The organism is Paenibacillus sp. FSL R7-0163, from assembly GCF_037969975.1.
GTDB classification, from domain to species: Bacteria; Bacillota; Bacilli; order Paenibacillales; family Paenibacillaceae; genus Paenibacillus_AQ; species Paenibacillus_AQ odorifer.
Genome location: NZ_CP150224.1, coordinates 2040840 through 2058161 on the forward strand (window position 1 = coordinate 2040840; position 17322 = coordinate 2058161).

A 17322-nucleotide genomic window follows, 5' to 3' on the forward strand; every position below is an offset into this window, starting at 1 on the left:
AAAACACCTGATATCGAACCTGTTTATGTCGAATAAGAGCTCTCCAGTCCGAAACTCCTCCTAAAAGACAAAAAATACACAAATAGTTGCATCTCGGTCCGTAACTCATCAGCCGTAAGCCATCTGCTCATCAGCCATCAGCCATGCGTGCCGGGGATTTCATTTCCGCTCTTCACCCATTAACTATGCCCAGCATAAGATGCTTTATAGTCGATAGTGTATGTTGAAAGGAGCGTCATCCCTATGCTTACTGGCGTCAGGATCGTGTTCCTGGGCGGGGACGCGAGACAGCTTGAAGTGATTCGGAAATGTGTGGAATTGGATGCGACGGTAAGCGCTGCCGGGTTCGATAAGTGGGAGACCCCTAGCCCAGGGGTGAGCCTGGAACAATTGACGGTAGAGCTGCTAAGTAATGCAGATGTATTAGTGTTGCCTACGGTAGGCTGTGATGATGAAGGAAATATTAGTGCTCTATTTTCTTCTGAGCGTTTAACGATTCTGGAGGAGCATTTCACTGCGCTGCCATCCGATTGTTTAGTGTATACCGGTATGGCTAAAAGTTACTTGCGCGGGATGTGTACCAAGCACTCACTAAAGTTAATCGAACTGCTTAATCGTGATGATGTGGCTATTTACAACTCTATCCCGACAGCGGAGGGAGCGCTGGTAATGGCCATTCAGAACACGGATTTTACGATTCACAGCTCGAAATCAATGGTGCTTGGTTTAGGTAGAACTGGATTTACAATGGCTCGAAGTCTACAGGGACTGGGGGCTAGTGTAAAGGTTGGTGTCAGAAAACAAGAACATTATGCACGTGCTGAGGAAATGGGCTGGAAGCCTTTTATGACCAGTGAGCTGCTGCTTCACGTACCGGATGTGGATCTTATATTTAATACGATACCAAGTATGATCATCACCGCTCAGGTGCTCTCGCGGCTTGCGCCGCATTGCGTAATTATTGATCTGGCATCTGCACCAGGCGGTTGTGACTTTCGTTATGCTGAAAAACGTGGGATTAAGGCGATGCTGGCTCCAGGACTCCCTGGCATTGTAGCTCCAAAAAGCGCTGGGATTATTATGGCAAATGCGCTGGTACAGTCGATTTCGGACGAGGCTTTAATCAAGGGGGACGAATAAAATGGATTGGCACGGAAAAACAGTAGGGTATGCGATCACTGGATCTCATTGCACTTTTGCTGAGGTAATGCCACAAATTCAGCGCTTCGTAGACGGGGGAGCAAACGTAGTACCTATAGTTTCAGCATCTGTACTAGGAACAGACACCCGCTTTGGGACATCGCAAAATTGGTTAAAACAGTTGAAAGATATAACAGGGAATGATATCATTTCTACAATTGTTGAAGCGGAGCCGCTGGGTCCTTCCAAGCTGCTGGATGTGCTGACAATAGCACCTTGCACAGGAAATACAACGAGTAAACTGGCTAATGCCATGACGGATAGTCCCGTGCTAATGGCAGCTAAATCGCAGATGCGCAACGGACGTCCACTAGTTCTAGCGATATCTACAAATGATGGATTGGGCCTAAATGCCGCAAATATTGCTAAGCTTCTGGTGGCTAAACATATTTATTTTGTACCATTCGGTCAAGATAACCCTGAGGGTAAACCTAACTCGCTCGTGGCACGCATGGATCTTATCCCGGAAGCTTGCTATGCCGCTTTGCAAGGTAAACAACTACAGCCGATGATCATCGAACGGTTTCATTCAGCATAGAAAATTAACAGAGCTCGGCTGATTTTGTTGTGGACAATAAAAGGGGAGATGCACCAAATGAGCAATGAGAAGTGCCAAGATAACGTAGTGGAAACAGCTAAGTTCATTGCTATCAAAAAAATATAAGCAATATTGCTACCGTCCTCAGGTTCGAGGGCGGTACAGCCATTTAACAACTTACTTAACGAATAAGCTCACGTACCGTAATCTTTTCACGAATGATTAGTGTGTTTGCTTTGATAATAATGGGGGAATTATACATGGGTATTCTGGTACAAAAATTCGGAGGAACATCGCTATCCACACCGCAAGCTAGAGAACACGTAATCCGCAATGTCAAAAGAGAGCTGGCAAGTGGCTACAGTCTTGTTATTGTTGTATCGGCCATGGGCCGTCGCGGAGAGCCTTACGCAACAGACACTTTGCTGGATTGGGCCGTGCAGAACGGAGATGCACTTCCTGACCGGGAAAAAGATCTCCTGATGTGCTGCGGTGAAATTATTTCAGCTACTACTCTATGTGGGCTGTTGGAGAATGAAGGTATCGCTTCTACAGTATTAACGGGAGCTCAGGCAGGATTTCTGACAGACAGCAACTATGGCAATGCCAGAATTCTGGATGTACGTCCGGAACGCATTCTCCGTGAGCTGCGTGAGGATAAAGTGGTTATTGTTACCGGGTTCCAGGGCCAGACTGAAGCGGGTGATTTAACAACTTTAGGCCGTGGCGGTAGTGATACCTCTGCTACAGCACTTGGTGCTGCTCTTCATGCTGATATGGTGGATATTTATACGGATGTTAACGGGATACTTACAGCTGATCCACGGATCGTTGAAGATGCTAAGCCATTAACTTACGTTAGTTATACAGAAATTTGCAATATGGCTCATCAGGGAGCAAAAGTCATTCATCCACGTGCGGTTGAGATTGCTATGCAGGCACAGATTCCAGTTCGTGTTCGTTCAACCTTTTCAGAAGCTGAAGGTACGCTGGTTACGAATCCAGAAGGATTTAACGATATCCAAGCAGGGGGTATTGTGGATCGATTCGTTACAGGGATTGCTTATGTCAGCAACGTTACACAGATTTCTGTGGAATGCCCGGACGGTAACGGAACCGGAGTGCAATTGCAAATCTTTAAGAGTATGGCAGATAACGGGATAAGCGTTGATTTTATTAATGTAACACCTACGGAAGCTCTTTATACGGTTTTTGATGACAAATCAGAGAAGGCTATTTCTGCTCTGCAACAGCTGGGTTTGCGACCTAAGAGTTTATCGGGTTGTGCCAAAGTTTCTGTTATCGGGGGAGGAATTAACGGTGTGCCTGGTATTATGGCGCGCATCGTTGAGGCGCTTAGCTCGCAAAACATTCAAATTCTACAATCCGCAGATTCGAATACAACGATATGGGTGCTTGTGAAAAAAGAAGATATGGTGCAGTCCTTGCGTTCGCTGCATGCTATGTTTGAATTGCACCGCTGACAAGGAGGAATTCAAAGTGGATTTCGGAAGATTAATAACAGCCATGGTAACCCCTTTTGATGGGGATGGAGAAATCAACTGGGATGTAACTTCACAGCTTGTCGATTATTTAATTGAGGTACAGAAATCAGAGGCTTTGGTTGTCTGCGGAACGACAGGGGAATCGCCTACGTTAAGCGATGAGGAAAAGCTGCAGCTGTTTTCTTTTGTGCTGGAAAAGGCGAATGGACGTTGTAAAGTTATTGCTGGAACTGGCAGCAATAACACGAAACATTCCATTCATCTGACGAAGGAAGCAGAGAAAATAGGTGTAGATGGAGTGCTTTTGGTCGTTCCTTATTATAATAAACCGAATCAGGAAGGTCTTTATCAGCATTTTTCCACGATTGCTTCAGAGACTTCATTACCAGTGATTCTATATAATGTTCCAGGTCGAACAGGTGTAAGTATGAGCGTGGCCACTACCCTGCGACTTGCTGAGATTCCGAACATCATTGCTACGAAAGAATGCGCGTCTGTGGATCAGGTAACACTTATTGCCTCTGCTTGTTCAGATGATTTCCGTGTATATACAGGTGATGATGCCTCGGGTCTTGCCAGTCTGGCTGTTGGTGGATACGGAATTATAAGTGTATCTAGCCATGTGGTTGGTGCGCAGATGTCAGAAATGATTTACGCTTATACCTCCGGCAATGTTCAGCTTGCTGGAGAGATTCATCGCCAGCTGTTCCCGATTTTTAAAGGAATGTTTGAATGCCCACAACCGCTGCCCAATCCATCAGCAGTAAAATATGCTTTAGGACTCAAGGGGATCCCTGTGGGCGGAGTCAGATTGCCACTTATTTCGCCAACGGAAGCGGAAGCGGCTTTTATTGAAGGTCTATTTCACTAAGAATTAATCATTGATGATGAACGTTCTAAACCGGCTACTCTATTGGGGGAGCCGGTTTTTGCATTTATATTTTTTTTCTGAAATATTGAGGCGAATTTAAGGAAAGAATTTGGATACGAGGCGGATGACTTGTCTTTTGCCAAAAAAATCATGTATAATGATCTTAAGTGACTGGGTGCGGTTAAAATTAAATATGCGGTAATCTTCCGTCAATGTAATACATTGTGAGACAGGATAGGTCCCAAGATGAGTCTGTTTAAATAAATGACATGTCTTCGCGCGAGGGGCGCGACGGTGAATTTTGACGGCGTTTGTCCGCTTCAATATGAACTTTACTGCCCGGAATCGGGAGCTTTCGCATTGCGCATTTTACAGATTTCAGGAATTTCCTTGTTGATTGGAAGTTATTAGCTGTTTGAAGAATGTGTTCAGCGCCGCTGAAATAATCGAAGTTCGATATTTACCAATAAAAGTATGACGTCCAACATCATAGGAGGGTTAGATTCATTTGTCCAAAAAAAACAACAACGATAAATTGACGATTTTCGCATTGGGCGGAGTCGGAGAAATCGGGAAAAACATGTATGTTATTCAATACGGAGCTGACATTGTAGTCGTGGATTCGGGACTCAAGTTTCCGGAAGAGGATATGCTCGGTATTGACATCGTAATTCCTGATATCTCGTATTTGACAGAGAACCGTGACAAGGTAAGAGGTATTGTGCTTACTCACGGACACGAGGATCACATCGGTGGTCTGCCTTATGTCCTGAAGAATTTGAATGTTCCAGTCTATGGAACAAGATTAACTTTAGGCCTTGTAGAGAACAAATTGAAGGAAGCGAACCTGCTGGGTGACACCAAACGGATTCTGATCAACGAAGATTCAGAAATTCAATTGGGGAACTCACTTAAGGTAACTTTCTTTAGAACCAATCACAGCATTCCTGATTCCGTGGGTGTATGCATTGAGACTCCGGAAGGAAATGTTGTTCATACGGGCGATTTCAAATTTGACCACACCCCAGTCAACGGTCAATTTGCAAATCTGCATCGGATGGCAGAGATTGGCCAAAAGGGCGTGCTTGCTCTTTTGTCGGATAGTACGAATGCTGAGAAACCAGGCTTTACCCCTTCTGAGAAGAATGTCGGTATTGTGCTGGAAGATATTTTCCGCAAAGCTGAGCAACGTGTCGTTGTAGCAACTTTTGCTTCCAATGTGCACCGTATTCAGCAAGTGGTTAATGCAGCAGAATCCACGGGTCGTAAGATTACAGTAATTGGCCGTAGTATGGTTAACGTTGTATCTATCGCTTCTGAGCTTGGGTATCTGAACGTACCTGACGGTATGCTGATCGAACCAGAAGAAATGAATAGAATGGCAGCTAATCGTGTCGTTGTTCTTTGCACAGGCAGCCAAGGCGAGCCAATGTCTGCATTGACACGTATGGCGCGTTCCAGTCATCGTAAAGTAGATATCCTGCCAGGCGATACCGTTATTATTGCGGCAACACCTGTACCAGGTAATGAGAAATATGTAGGCCGTACCATCGATGAATTGTTCCGTCTTGGTGCTGATGTGATTTACAGCGGTTCCAACTCCGGCGTTCACGTATCCGGTCACGGTAGCCAAGAAGAACTTAAGCTTATGCTCAACCTCATGAAGCCGAAATTCTTCATTCCGATCCACGGTGAATTCCGCATGCAACGCAAACATGCTTTGCTGGCAGAATCCGTTGGCGTAGATCCACAGAACATTTTCATCACTGAAATCGGTGAAATTGTTGAGATCCAAGGCGGTGCCGCTCGTAAAGCTGGTAAAGTAACGGCTGGTAACGTATTGATTGACGGACTAGGTGTAGGCGATGTGGGTAACATTGTATTGCGTGACCGTAAGCTGCTGTCTCAAGACGGTATCTTGGTTGTCGTGGTTACACTTAGCAAACAGAATGGTGCCATTGTTTCTGGACCTGACATCATTTCACGTGGTTTCGTTTATGTTCGGGAGTCCGAAGGACTGCTCGACGAAGCTAACCGAATTGTATCCAGTACATTGCAACGCCTGATGAGTGAAAAAGTAAATGAGTGGGCTTCCCTAAAAACAAGCGTAAAAGATTCGCTGGGCCGTTTCTTATATGAACAAACGCGCCGCAGACCGATGATTTTGCCAATTATCATGGAAGTGTAAGGAGAGTTTCTCCTTCAAAGAATATATAGCTAGGGCTGAGCCCCTTTTCCCCGGAAATATTGGACGGTTTCCTCGGGAGAAGGGGTTTTTGCATGTCATAATTACTTCATAAGCTGAAAATTGCATAAGGCAGCACCCTGAAATGTCATACTAAGGATTGTTAGTAAGGCAACAGCAGACTAGAGCTGCATATGACAAGGGAGAGCTGCGAAGATGAACTACATCGAAGGATCAAATGGAGCAAAAAATGAGGAAGTTGTCCCAGGAGAAACTAATCCGAATCCTAATGAAAATATGCCGCCCACTGCAATGGGAGCGATTAAGGAGCTTGGACAAACGGTAGTCCCAAGTGGAGAGCCTGATATTTTTTGCTTAACGATTATTGGTCAGATTGAAGGACATATTGTAATGCCTCCACAGAACAAAACAACAAAGTATGAGCATATCATTCCACAGCTGGTGGCTGCTGAGCAGAATAAAAACATCAAAGGTCTGCTTATCATTTTAAATACGGTAGGTGGAGATGTAGAAGCGGGATTAGCAATTGCGGAAATGATTGCATCCCTCTCCAAGCCAACGGTAACCGTGGTCATTGGAGGCGGGCATAGTATCGGGGTGCCGATTGCAGTTTCCTCCACTTATTCGATCATTGCCGAAAGTGCAACGATGACGATTCATCCGATTCGTATGAATGGTTTAGTGATCGGAGTGCCGCAAACGTTCGAGTATATGGAGAAAATGCAGGAACGTGTCGTTAAATTTGTGACTTCCCATTCGCGTATTTCTGAAGAACAGTTCCGTGATCTCATGTTTAAGACAGGTGAGCTCAATCGTGATATCGGGACGGCTGTGGGGGGCTTGGATGCCGTTAAATATGGCCTTATGGATGAGGTCGGCGGGATCGGAGCGGCTCTAGCGCATCTCAACCGAATGATCGGCGGAGATTTCTCTGCATCGACTCCAGGAGGGATTACGCAATGACACTGTACACAGTAGTTGCAATGGAACAGGTGTGGGAGGGGGCATTTAACAATTATGCAACAACCCGAGAAGTGAGTGTGCAGGGCATGCTGATGCAGGTAGAACCGATGGAGGAAGGGCGTGCGCGGATCGTGAGATTATTGGATTGTCCACTGAACCGTTATCTAGATCCGGCGTTCTCTCCAGGTGCGATAATTACATTAACATAAAGATTCAATTTCTGACAAAAGAGAACATAGGTACGCCACGCCATTATATGGTATAATGTTGTTCCGGGGGTGGCTGGCGTGGCTAAACGAAAAAAGAAGAAGAAAAAAGCGCTGCTCGGCAGCGTTTTAAAATATGAAATATATGGAATTTTATTAATAACTATTTCCGTCATTGCACTGTCTGGTGAAGCAGCCGTAGGGCGCTCACTTTCAAGTATGGCGGGTTACTTATTAGGGAGATTTTATTTTGTGTTGCCGCTTGTCGGCATTTTTTATGGACTTATGGTTATGATCCATCGAAGATGGCCTTCCTCGTGGAACAGCAGGCATACTGGCGTGCTTCTGCTTCTGTTGTCTATGTGCCTTATGAGCACAATATCTGCAATGGAGCAGAAGCTTGGCCCGTTGTCTTTGTTACATCCTGGCAATGTAATGACACAAATACATAATGATCTTTCGGGATCACTTTCACCTGGCTCGAACGACAGCAATGTCTATATGCTGGGTAAGGATATAAGCGGAGGTTACATCGGCGGGTTGGAGTATGCAGCGCTGTTATGGCTTTTTGGCAGTCTGGGCGCTAAGCTGCTTATGATCGTCATGCTGGCGATCAGCTTTATGCTAATTACCAACTTGTCATATGTGGAGATTTTTACGCTTTTGCGAGTGCGATCGGTTAAGTTTGTGGAGGGGATTCGTCTCCATGCTGCAAATCGCCCGAAGGCGGTCCCAGTAGCGGCGAGACCATCTAGAGCCGCTGCTCCAGCTAAAGCTCGGCAGGTGAAGCAGCCTGTCTATGATGACGAGGATGAAGAAGACGAAGACGATCGGTATCTGCCTAATCGCAAACAACCTGTCCTTTTGAAAAAAATATCTGGCTGGTTCTCAGGTTCCACGCGTTCACAGGTGGAAGCAGATCCTGAGGATGACGATCAGGGTCCAATTGTGACAAGTGCTTCGAGCGGTCCGATTATTTCGGGATTAACACCAGATAGCCGTGTAATTCCATTAGAGGATATCGATCATGATTTTGACGATGCGGATCTGGATATTGAACCTGTGACGCCTATTATTCGAGATTTCTTTGAACATATCCGTTCAGAAGGTTTAAACGAAGAAGATCGGGAAGAGTGGAGTGAATTCTCACCCGCAGCTCGTGGTGAAGCAGCTAAACCTGCTGTAGCCGGAGCTAATGCCGCTAAGCAGCAGCCTACGGATGAGTCTGAGGAGAATGTAAGTATTGACTTGGAAGGCCTGCTAGGTGCTTCTCCAGATGGAGAGATTATTCCCGCTCCTCCAGCACCACCGCCACCGAAGCCATATAAGCTGCCATCGTTCCGTCTTTTAGCCAAACCTAACAATGGTGGCAAAGCTGGAGATCAGAATGATTATATGCAGACAGCCCGTAAATTAGAAGCAACACTTGAAAGCTTTGGGGTACGAGCTAAAGTGCTGGAGGTAGTAAGAGGCCCAGCTGTTACAAGATATGAGATACAACCGGATATTGGGGTTAAGGTTAGCCGTATTGTAAATCTGACGGATGACATTGCCCTTGCACTTGCAGCCAAAGACATTCGGATGGAAGCACCGATTCCGGGTAAATCTGCGATCGGGATAGAAGTTCCGAACTCTGAAGTGTCTATTGTTACCATGCGCGAAGTTATGGAAACACAGATTTTTCAGGAGGCTGAATCCAGATTATCGATTGCTTTTGGCCGTGATATTTCCGGCCAGACCATTATCGGCAATCTGGCTAAGATGCCCCATTTATTGGTGGCCGGTGCAACTGGCTCCGGTAAATCAGTCTGTATCAACGGGATTATAACAAGCATCTTATACAAAGCTAAACCTGATGAGGTCAAATTCCTCATGGTCGATCCTAAGATGGTCGAGCTGAATGTGTATAACGGAATTCCCCATCTTTTGGCTCCGGTTGTCACAGATCCAAAGCGGGCAAGCCTAGCCTTGAAGAAGATCGTAGTCGAAATGGAGAAGCGTTATGAGCTATTCTCCAAATCGGGAACACGGAATATGGAAGGTTATAATAAGCTAATGGCTGAGAATCCAGCGGCTATTCTACCGTATATCGTTGTTATTGTGGACGAGCTTGCGGATTTGATGATGGTTGCAGCCAATGATGTTGAGGATGCGATTTGCCGACTTGCACAAATGGCGCGGGCGGCAGGGATTCATCTAATTATCGCTACACAACGTCCTTCAGTAGATGTCATCACAGGTTTAATTAAAGCTAATATTCCATCCCGGATCGCTTTTGGCGTATCGTCCAATGTGGATTCACGTACCATTCTGGATATGCCCGGTGCAGAGAAGTTGTTAGGCCGAGGTGATATGTTGTTCTTACCAATGGGCGCATCTAAGCCTATTCGTGTACAGGGAGCTTTTATGAGTGACCAAGAAGTAGAGACTATTGTTCAATATGTCAGCAGTCAAGGTGAAGCCGAATACGATGAGTCCATCGTTCCTGAAGTGGATGATACAATCACTGAGGATCAGGAGCCACAGGATGAATTATACGAGCAAGCCGTACAAATTGTACTAGAGGCTAAGCAGGCTTCAGTGTCGCTGCTGCAGCGACGTATGCGGGTCGGTTATACCCGTGCAGCCCGGTTGATTGACTCTATGGAGGCTCGTGGGGTCATCGGTCCTTACGAGGGCAGCAAGCCGCGTGAGGTGCTGATGTCACTTGAGCAATATCAGCATAACAAGATCAGCTCCTAAGCTGTAGAAGCCCGTTGAAACCTTCAATAGACAGTAAAAGAGATGGCCACTTTATGAAGTGGACCATCTCTTTTTTTGTATCCTGAGTACTTATTTGACTCTTGGCGCAGCAAGCAAAGCTTCAACAATATAATCCAGTTGCACATTTAGAGAATAGATATCACTGTAATAACCTAAGCCAAAATCGATCTCCATCAAACGGCCTTCTTTCACGGCAGGGATATTGTTCCAAATTGGGTTTTGGGTCAGATCAGCCATACCATCATAAGAGGAGCGGAAGATATAGTCACCACTGTATTTGCCAAGGACTTCAAAGGATACGGATTCCCCATCCGCACCAGTCGCCGTATCTATTTTCTGTTGAATGATGTCCGGCGCCTTCATGCCTAAATATTCATAAATGATTTGTGAACCACGTCCGAATTGTTTGCTCGCCACAACAGCCATGCTGTTGTCTTTTCCACCTTCCATGATGGATATTGTGTGATCAAGAATACCAGCTTCTTGCAGCTTTTGTTTGCTGACCTCAACTTTTTTATGGAAATCAGTAAATAATTCTTTTGCTTGATCTTCTTTGCCTACGACTTGTCCAATAAAGGACACCCGTTCTTCTGTTGACATTTTTTCATACGGAACTAAGACTGTTGGCGCAATTTGGTGAAGGGCTTCATAAGTTTCCTCTGACGGCACAATGATAAGATCGGGATTAAGAGCAAGGATTGCTTCAGGGCTAGCCTCAAACCAGGTGCCAAGCTTTTGCACATCTTTTAGCTCATCTTCAAATGCTGCACCCTCGGATACATCGGATACACCTATAGGTTTAATGCCGAGAGCCAGTACATCACCGAGCAAATAAAGAACTACAACTCTTTGTGGACTAGCGGGAACGGCAATGTCTCCTTTAACTGTGGAAATTATCCGGGTTTGTGCTTCGACAGCAGCTTTGTCTGTATTTGCCCCTGTACTTGTTTCTGCTGAGGGGGTGGGTTTCCTATTGCTTGATGCATTTGAATTTGTGGTTCCCGTGGAACAAGCGCTTAACACTATGGTAAAGCATAATAACAGGGTGAGCAGTAATGATGGTTTGGCATTTCTAAACATTGGTAATTCCCCTTCTCCGTTATATTGATAATGATTATCATAATCAATATAACGGAGAGGTTGTGTTCGGGCAATGTCAATTTGTGCACCTTGAGATGGCATATCACGCCAACTGGAGTGGGTGATAACTTTATTTTTGTATCGGACAGGGGAGATTCCGTAATATTTTTTAAACATTTTTCCTAGATAATAGCCATCAGGATAACCTACTGCAATTGCGATGTCATGCAAGCTAGCCTCTGTGTTCAGGAGCAATATTTTCGATTTTTCCATGCGGATGTTGATTAAGTACTGAGCAGGGCTAGTCTGCAGCTGTGTTCTGAATAATCTGGATAATGTTCTAGGACTGCTGTTTACCGCTTTAGCTAATTTTTCAAGAGAGAAGGTTTCCTTATAATAAGTCTGCATATAGCGAATTGCTTGATCTAGCGGATCAGGTTGAATTAACTGTGTTTCCAGCGTATGCAGCTGCCTAAGCATCTCATAAATCCATTGATAAAAAAGTGTTTTGACATACAGCCGATCCAAAATCCCTGTTTTGCTCCAATCAGTAAACATGTTCTCCATCTTATCAAATAAGGGCAGTGGACTAGTAGGCGTAAATCCATATTGGAGATTAAAGGGATTATTGTGTTCCATGATTGCTTTTAGATTGTTGCGTGAGGCGAGTGAAAGGTTTGCTTTATATAAAATTAAGTAATACTCCAGTAGTTCATCCATGCGTAAAAATTGAATGTTCATTCCTTTTCCACCATGAAGGATATGAAAGTTGCTGATCTCGTGCGGGACCTCGTCAATTAGTATTTCGGCCTTGCCGTTTATGATCAACAAGAATGCACTTGAGGGCAGCTGATAATGTGAATTCAGATCACCTGATCGTTGAAAAGTATGGCGTATATCAATAATTTCTATTAATGCGTGGTTCCACAATAACATGTGGTCCTTTAAATTCATGATTAATATCAACTCCAACGTTTTCTTATTTCGATTATAGTTGATAATCATTCTCAATTACAATGAAATGCTATTACTTCTTTTTTAGTAATGCATAGGATGTCCTGACAGTCGTCATAATAACTTTAGCCATTCATGCAGAACTCACAAAAGAAAGGTAGAGCGAACCCCTATGAAGAAACATAAGTTGTGGATCTTTGCTTCTTTAACCCTTGCACTTGCTGCCGCACCGTTTGCAGGAATGTTGCTCCAGGGTAATGGCATAGTACAGACCAAGCAAAGTGCTGCTGCGTCATTTGTCCATGAACTAAATCATCCTGAAGAAGAGGCCTTGCCTGCCTTCAGCACGACTCCGATTAAACTCGGTTCTTCTGGTCAGGATGTTTATGAGTTGCAAGGACGTTTAAAACATCTGGGCTTTTATGAAGGGAAAATAGACAGTCAGTTTGGTCCGAAAACGAAAAATTCAGTAACGTGGTTTCAATGGAAGTTTGGAATGAAGTCTGATGGCATCGTAGGCGCTAAGACTAAGTTGAAATTGTATAACGCAACTAAGAACTGGAAGCCGACAGAGTCGGCTTCAGCAACCGGAAATAATACAGCAAACAACAACACCGGTAACAAAACAAATACAACCAATAATTCGGATTCAGCGTCTCTGTCTTCAGGGAATACGATGGGATTATCAGAAAATGATCTCAAAATTATGGCTAATGCCGTCTATGGTGAATCAAGAGGTGAACCTTTCGAAGGTCAAGTTGCTGTTGCTGCAGTAATCTTGAACCGGGTAAAATCTCCGAGCTTTCCTAATACACCGTCTGGCGTTATTTTTCAGCCGGGAGCTTTTACAGCTGTAGCTGACGGGCAGATTTATTTAGAGCCAAATGAGCAGGCACGAAAAGCAGTGCAGCAAGCGCTGAATGGCTGGGACCCTTCGGGTGGATGTTTGTATTATTTCAACCCTAAAACGGCGACCTCCAAATGGATTTGGACTCGTCCACAGGTCAAGACTATCGGCCAGCATATTTTCTGTATGTAGATAAGTAAAGAAGTAAATCCAGAGAGCAACCGGGAAGAGGCATCCGGTTGCTTCCTTACTTTGGAATGGTTTAGAATGGTTATTAATTCATAAACATGTTAATGAGCAACTATCCACGCGGTAAAGGAGTTTTGGACTTGACTAATAATGTATTTCAGCATGGCAACGTTGCAGGTATGCGTATTCACGTGATGCCTACCAAGGCGTTCAAGACCTACGCCATCTCACTTTATGCCGGCGTCCCACTTAATGAGGATATGGTCACCCCTACAGCACTTGCTCCATTTGTGCTCCGCAGAGGTACCGCTTCTTATCCAGAGACTACTCAATTCCGCGAGCGTTTGGAGGAGCTGTATGGCGCTGGATTTGGTTTTGATATTTATAAAAGAGGCGATTATCAGATTGTTCAGTTTCGCATGGACACCATTAATGACTCCTTCGTGCAGAGTCAGGAGAGCTTGCTTGAACAATCCTTTGCTTTTCTAGGAGAAGTCCTGACCCGTCCATTGGTCGAGGATGGAAGCTTCCGTCCTTCCTATGTTGCAACAGAGCGTGAAACAGTGCGCAAGAAGCTGGAATCTATCGTAAATGATAAGATTCGTTATGCAGCGGAGCGCTGTATCGAAGAAATGTGCCGTAACGAGCCCTATCGTCTTCATCCACTGGGTCAAAGAGCGGATTTGGACCGGATTACCCCAAAAAGTTTGTACGAATCCTATAATTCATGGCTGGATGGAGCTATTTTGGATCTCTATGTAGTGGGAGATACGACTACTGAGGAAGTTGAAAAGCTTGTGCAGCATCACTTCGGACGCATTCAGTCGGAGGTGGGCTTATATAGCTCCAAGTTTGTCCCAGTATCCGTTAGCGAGGTAAGGACGGTAGAGGAGAAGCTGGATGTCAGTCAGGGCAAGTTGAACATGGGTCTGCGCACATCAATTACGTATAAGGACGATACATATGCGTCCGCACTTATGTACAACGGAATATTAGGAGGGTATCCACACTCCAAACTCTTCGTCAATGTACGGGAGAAGGCCAGTCTTGCATATTATGCTTCTTCACGCTATGACGGTCACAAGGGGATTGGAACGATACAATCAGGCATCGAAACGCAAAATTACAACAAAGCTGTTGAAATTATAGAGAAACAACTGGAAGAGATGAAAGCTGGCAACATCAGTGATCTGGAGTTAAGCCAGACCAAAGCCATGATCCGCAATCAGCTTTCCGAGATTCCGGATTCTGCTTTTGAGATGATCTCTTACGACTTCAACCGCCAGTTGTCAGGAAAAGAACGGACAGCGGATCAGCTGCTAGAAGAGGTGGAACAAATCGGTGCAGGGGAAGTAAAAGCCGCAGCGGAGACCTTTCAGCTGGATACGATTTATTTCTTGACAGGGAAGGAGGAATAGAGATGGAACAGATTCAATACGACAGACTTCAAGAGACCCTTTATCATGAGGTGATGGATAATGGGCTTCAGGTTTATGTATTGCCAAAACCAACATTCAAAAAAACTTACGCCACATTTGCAACTAAATACGGTTCTGTAGATAACCATTTTCATGTCGCAGGTGGAGAAGAGACCACTGTTCCTGATGGTATAGCTCACTTTTTGGAGCACAAAATGTTTGAAGAGCCAGAAGGCGATATTTTTGCCACTTTTGCCTCAAATGGAGCTTCAGCTAACGCTTTTACAAGTTTCGATCAGACGGTTTATCTTTTCTCGGCAACAGAAAACATAGAGACCAACCTTAGTACACTCGTTGATTTTGTGCAACGACCTTATTTTACGGATGAGAATGTAGAAAAGGAAAAAGGGATCATTGGTCAAGAAATCAATATGTATGCAGATAATCCAGACTGGCGTGTGTACTTTGGCCTTATTGAGGCGATGTATTCGAAACATCCGGTTCGGATTGATATTGCCGGAACTATAGAGTCGATTAGTACGATTACGAAAGAAACACTGTACACTTGTTACAATTCTTTTTATCATCCCAGCAATATGCTGTTGTTCGTAGTGGGTGGTGTGGATCCGGAGAAGGTATTCTCCTTGATTCGCAGCAATCAGCAGGGGAAATCTTATGGTAAACAAGGTGAGATTAAGCGTATTTTTGAAGAGGAGCCGGAACAAGTCGCTACGAAGCGCTTAGAAAGCAAACTGGCTGTTTCGATGCCTAAGATTATGTTTGGATTTAAGGAAAAAGTTGATGGTCTTACAGGTGAAGCTGCGCTTAAGCGTGATTTGGCCACTAAGCTTATGCTTGATTTGCTGGTTGGCAGCAGCACAGCGTTGTACCAAAAGCTCTATGATGAAGAACTGATCTCAGACAGCTTTGGCCATGAATTTAATAGTTCAGAACAATATACTTTTTCAGCTATGGGTGGAGATACCAAGGACCCTGATTTGCTTCTAAAACGAATAAAAGAAGAAGTGGATCAGATCTTAAAGTCTGGCTTTGCTGAGAAGGATTTCGAGCGGGCACGGAAAAAGAAAATAGGCGGATATTTGCGCATGCTGAACTCCCCTGAAAGTATCGCACATGAATTTACACGTTACCAATTCCGCGGTGGTGACCTGTTTGAAGTTCTGCCTATTTACGAATCGATTACTTTAGCTGAAGTGAATGAGCGTTTACATGCCCATGTAAATTGGGAGCAGCTCGCTGTTTCACTAGTGGTGAGTCCTTAAATGGCGCTTTTGGGAGAGAGCAACAAACCATTAGGAGAAATGACAGTTCTGGTGACAGGGGGCAGCGGGGGAATCGGTGGCGCCATTGCAGAACGGTTTGCCTCTGTGGGCATGAATATTGTTATACACTACAAGCACTCACATGAAGCTGCTAATGATGTCGCTCGGCGTTGTATGGCCCTTGGAGCAAAGGTAATGACTGTAAATGCGGATATGAAGGATCGCAGTCAGATTGTACGAATGGCGGAGAAGCTTGAAAGCAATGGAATGCAGCCGGATATCCTTGTTAACAATGCCGGTAAATCTCATTACGGGATGCTCGCTGATGTGAGCGAAGAGGAATGGGACGATATTATGGCCATTAACTTGAAAGGTACCTTTATGTGCAGCCAGATTTTTATGCCGTACATGGTATCCCAGCGTTATGGTCGAATCATCAACGTTTCTTCCGTGTGGGGAATATCGGGAGCCTCTTGTGAGGTCGCTTATTCAGCTAGTAAAGGCGGAGTAAATGCTTTTACTAAGGCGTTAGCCAAAGAATTAGCACCTTCTGGCGTAACTGTGAACGCGGTAGCTCCAGGAGCGGTTAATACGAATATGTTGTCTAACCTACAGGAGGATGAGGTCCGGATGCTGGAGGATGAGATTCCGGCGGGACGTTTGGCTACTCCGAACGAAATCTCCTCATTGATTTACTTTTTGGCACTGCCAGAATCCGGGTATATTACTGGGCAGATCATTAGCCCTAACGGTGGCTGGATTACGTAATGCTTAACTTGGAGAAAAGCTCCAGCATAAGAAGCTATCGTCTGAGACATATTATAAGTGTTGTTTTTTAATCTCTCGTAAGGCGGCTTACAGCCTGTATGCAGGTGTTCGACCGTAAACATGAAGGAGGATTTAAGATGACACAAGACGATAGCGTAATCAAAAATTTTGACACCTGGAAGAAATTCTTAGGTAAACGGGTTGTACAGGCAGAGAAACTTGGGATGAGTCAAGACACAATCTCAAAGCTGGCTTTTGAAATCGGGGAATTCCTTGATGAAAAAGTGGATCCAGCAAACACTCAAAACCGTGCGATCAAAGAGCTATGGGATGTCGGCAACGATGAAGAAAAGCAAACGATTGCTAAACTCATGGTCAAGTTGGCGAAAGACAACGCCTAAGCTTGCGGAAAAGCTCCCCCTGTGGGAGCTTTTCTGCAATTATTACAGGACTGACCTTGCCTTTCATTTTTATTTTATATATCATTAACATGACCCGTGTAAAAGACCGCTTTGCCGGGGCAGCTTTTTT

Annotated in this window: 14 protein-coding genes; 13 read left to right on the forward strand and 1 reads right to left on the reverse strand. The window is 44.8% G+C overall.

All coding sequences use genetic code 11. From position 1 onward, the window contains the following. Window positions 1–243 precede the first annotated feature (243 nt). The 8 genes from dpsA (at window position 244) to NST45_RS09130 (ending at window position 10231) form a co-directional block, all read left to right on the forward strand. Window positions 244–1140 carry a dipicolinate synthase subunit DpsA gene (gene dpsA / locus NST45_RS09095; protein WP_036688445.1) on the forward strand — a complete coding sequence of 299 codons (897 nt, stop codon included), beginning with the start codon at window positions 244–246 and terminating at the stop codon, window positions 1138–1140. A 1-nt stretch (window position 1141) separates the two neighbouring features. Beyond that, window positions 1142–1738, forward strand: coding sequence for a dipicolinate synthase subunit B (locus tag NST45_RS09100; protein ID WP_036688443.1), 597 nt, complete (start codon window positions 1142–1144; stop codon window positions 1736–1738). A gap of 260 nt (window positions 1739–1998) precedes the next feature. Then, window positions 1999–3222: an aspartate kinase gene (dapG, locus tag NST45_RS09105; protein ID WP_036688442.1), complete on the forward strand. Its 1224-nt coding sequence runs from the start codon at window positions 1999–2001 to the stop codon at window positions 3220–3222. 16 nt (window positions 3223–3238) lie between these two features. Further along, window positions 3239–4114, forward strand: a complete 876-nt coding sequence (gene dapA / locus NST45_RS09110) for a 4-hydroxy-tetrahydrodipicolinate synthase (protein ID WP_036688439.1) — start codon at window positions 3239–3241, stop codon at window positions 4112–4114. Window positions 4115–4622: 508 nt separating this feature from the next. Then, on the forward strand, window positions 4623–6302 hold the full coding sequence (locus tag NST45_RS09115; RefSeq protein ID WP_036688436.1) for a ribonuclease J: 1680 nt from the start codon (window positions 4623–4625) through the stop codon (window positions 6300–6302). A gap of 213 nt (window positions 6303–6515) precedes the next feature. Continuing rightward, a complete protein-coding gene (locus NST45_RS09120) occupies window positions 6516–7283 on the forward strand; it encodes an ATP-dependent Clp protease proteolytic subunit (protein ID WP_076140992.1) in 768 nt (255 codons plus the stop codon). Beyond that, on the forward strand, window positions 7280–7492 hold the full coding sequence (locus tag NST45_RS09125) for a YlzJ-like family protein (RefSeq protein ID WP_036688432.1): 213 nt from the start codon (window positions 7280–7282) through the stop codon (window positions 7490–7492). The genes NST45_RS09120 and NST45_RS09125 overlap by 4 nt, the downstream gene beginning before the upstream one ends. A gap of 78 nt (window positions 7493–7570) precedes the next feature. After that, window positions 7571–10231, forward strand: coding sequence for a DNA translocase FtsK (locus tag NST45_RS09130; protein WP_076223198.1), 2661 nt, complete (start codon window positions 7571–7573; stop codon window positions 10229–10231). 90 nt (window positions 10232–10321) lie between these two features. Here the strand turns inward: NST45_RS09130 and NST45_RS09135 are convergent, their stop codons facing one another. After that, complete coding sequence (locus NST45_RS09135) at window positions 10322–12286, reverse strand: AraC family transcriptional regulator (protein WP_339825401.1); 1965 nt, start codon at window positions 12284–12286, stop codon at window positions 10322–10324. 172 nt (window positions 12287–12458) lie between these two features. Here NST45_RS09135 and sleB point away from each other — a divergent pair, with 172 nt between their 5' ends. The 5 genes from sleB (at window position 12459) to NST45_RS09160 (ending at window position 17192) form a co-directional block, all read left to right on the forward strand. Then, entirely contained in the window at window positions 12459–13325 is an 867-nt protein-coding gene (gene sleB / locus NST45_RS09140) for a spore cortex-lytic enzyme (protein WP_036688421.1), read from the forward strand. Between the two features lie 176 nt (window positions 13326–13501). Further along, window positions 13502–14740 (forward strand): pitrilysin family protein, encoded by a 1239-nt coding sequence (locus tag NST45_RS09145; RefSeq protein ID WP_235219574.1) that lies wholly within the window; start codon window positions 13502–13504, stop codon window positions 14738–14740. 2 nt (window positions 14741–14742) lie between these two features. Next, on the forward strand, window positions 14743–16023 hold the full coding sequence (locus NST45_RS09150; protein WP_076100406.1) for a pitrilysin family protein: 1281 nt from the start codon (window positions 14743–14745) through the stop codon (window positions 16021–16023). Continuing rightward, window positions 16024–16791, forward strand: a complete 768-nt coding sequence (gene fabG / locus NST45_RS09155) for a 3-oxoacyl-ACP reductase FabG (RefSeq protein ID WP_036688412.1) — start codon at window positions 16024–16026, stop codon at window positions 16789–16791. 137 nt (window positions 16792–16928) lie between these two features. Then, window positions 16929–17192, forward strand: coding sequence for a DUF3243 domain-containing protein (locus tag NST45_RS09160; RefSeq protein ID WP_036688409.1), 264 nt, complete (start codon window positions 16929–16931; stop codon window positions 17190–17192). Window positions 17193–17322 lie beyond the last annotated feature (130 nt).

Excerpts from the sequence above, each read along its gene's own strand:
- NST45_RS09100 (WP_036688443.1), top strand. The coding sequence starts at position 1,142 with ATGGATTGGCACGGAAAAACAGTAGGGTATGCGATCACTGGATCTCAT.
- sleB (WP_036688421.1), top strand. The coding sequence starts at position 12,459 with ATGAAGAAACATAAGTTGTGGATCTTTGCTTCTTTAACCCTTGCACTT.
- NST45_RS09145 (WP_235219574.1), top strand. The coding sequence starts at position 13,502 with ATGCGTATTCACGTGATGCCTACCAAGGCGTTCAAGACCTACGCCATC.
- fabG (WP_036688412.1), top strand. The coding sequence starts at position 16,024 with ATGGCGCTTTTGGGAGAGAGCAACAAACCATTAGGAGAAATGACAGTT.
- dpsA (WP_036688445.1), top strand. The coding sequence starts at position 244 with ATGCTTACTGGCGTCAGGATCGTGTTCCTGGGCGGGGACGCGAGACAG.
- NST45_RS09120 (WP_076140992.1), top strand. The coding sequence starts at position 6,516 with ATGAACTACATCGAAGGATCAAATGGAGCAAAAAATGAGGAAGTTGTC.
- NST45_RS09160 (WP_036688409.1), top strand. The coding sequence starts at position 16,929 with ATGACACAAGACGATAGCGTAATCAAAAATTTTGACACCTGGAAGAAA.
- NST45_RS09150 (WP_076100406.1), top strand. The coding sequence starts at position 14,743 with ATGGAACAGATTCAATACGACAGACTTCAAGAGACCCTTTATCATGAG.
- dapG (WP_036688442.1), top strand. The coding sequence starts at position 1,999 with ATGGGTATTCTGGTACAAAAATTCGGAGGAACATCGCTATCCACACCG.
- NST45_RS09135 (WP_339825401.1), bottom strand. The coding sequence starts at position 12,286 with ATGAATTTAAAGGACCACATGTTATTGTGGAACCACGCATTAATAGAA.
- NST45_RS09125 (WP_036688432.1), top strand. The coding sequence starts at position 7,280 with ATGACACTGTACACAGTAGTTGCAATGGAACAGGTGTGGGAGGGGGCA.